The following is a 1,198-nucleotide window of genomic DNA, read 5'->3' on the forward strand; positions in this document are numbered from 1 at the left end:
CGCGCGGCCGGGTCGAGGCGGCGCCAGCGATGCGCGCGCCCCCACGCCCCGACCGTCACGACGTCGCGGACGGTGACGGGGAGCCGGTCCGAGACGGCCGTCCGCTGCGGGACGAAGGCCGCCGCATCGGCGACGGCGCGCGTGCCGGCGGTGGGCGGGCGGGTCCCCGCGACCACCTCCAGCAGGGTCGACTTGCCGGCGCCGTTCGGCCCCGCGATCACCGTCAGCGCGCCCGGCATGAGGTCGAGGTCCACCCCGTCGAGGGCACGATGACCGCCGAGGTCGACGCGGATCCCGCGCAGGACGGCGGCGGGCGCGGTGGTCGTCGACGAGGGCATGACCCCGATCCTACCCATTTGATAAGCGTTCTCATTCTCGACTAGGGTCGGCGATCGTGTCGTTCCTCACCCGCGGAATCCTCGAGCCGTTCGCGCTCGACTTCCTCCAGCGCGCCCTCCTCGGCGGCTCGCTCGTGGCGATCCTCTGCGGTGTCGTCGGCACGTGGGTCGTCATCCGCGGCATGGCCTTCCTGGGGGAGGCGCTCGCCCACGGGATGCTCCCCGGGGTGGCGCTCGCCACGGTCCTCGGGCTGCCCGTGCTCGTCGGCGGCGCGCTGAGCGCGGTCGCGATGAGCCTCGGGATCGCCGCCCTGCAGCGCCGCGGCCGCCTCTCCTACGACACGAGCATCGGCCTGCTGTTCGTCGCGATGCTCGCGCTCGGCGTCGTGGTGATCTCCCACTCCGGCAGCTTCGCCACGGATGCGACCGCGATCCTCTTCGGCGACATCCTCGCCATCGCTCCCGTCGACATCGCCCTGCTCGCCGGCGCGGCCGTCGTGGGGCTCGCCGTGGCGTGGGCGTTCCACCGTCCGCTCGTGGCGCTCGCGCTGGATCCGCGCATCGCCGCCGTGCTCGGCCTCGGCCCCCGCTCGGCGCAGGCCGCGCTCGTGGGCCTCGTGACCCTCGCGGTCGTCGCGTCGTACCAGGCCGTCGGATCCCTGCTCGTCGTCGGCCTGCTGCTCGCGCCGGCCGTCGCGGCCGGGCACTGGACCACGAGGATCCCGACCCGGATGGCGCTCGCGGCCGTGCTCGGCATCGCGGCCGTGTTCGTGGGGCTCCTCGTCTCCTGGCACGCGGCGACGGCGGCCGGCGCGTCGGTGGCGGCCACCGCCATCGCCGTCGCCGCGCTCTCCGGCGCC

At 75.3% G+C, this 1,198-nt stretch carries 2 protein-coding genes; one reads left to right on the forward strand and one right to left on the reverse strand.

Annotated features, from left to right (window positions below):
- Positions 1 to 338: ATP-binding cassette domain-containing protein (locus tag DZG00_RS15565; RefSeq protein ID WP_119455825.1), on the reverse strand; the 338-nt coding region annotated here is incomplete at its 3' end.
- 56 nt (positions 339 to 394) lie between these two features.
- On the opposite strand from DZG00_RS15565, the gene aztB reads away from it, so the two are divergent.
- Positions 395 to 1,198, forward strand: an 804-nt coding sequence (gene aztB, locus DZG00_RS15570) for a zinc ABC transporter permease AztB (protein WP_147360072.1), incomplete at its 3' end; no start/stop codon positions are given.

Source organism: Clavibacter lycopersici, assembly GCF_003576405.1.
In the GTDB taxonomy this organism is placed as follows: domain Bacteria; phylum Actinomycetota; class Actinomycetes; order Actinomycetales; family Microbacteriaceae; genus Clavibacter; species Clavibacter lycopersici.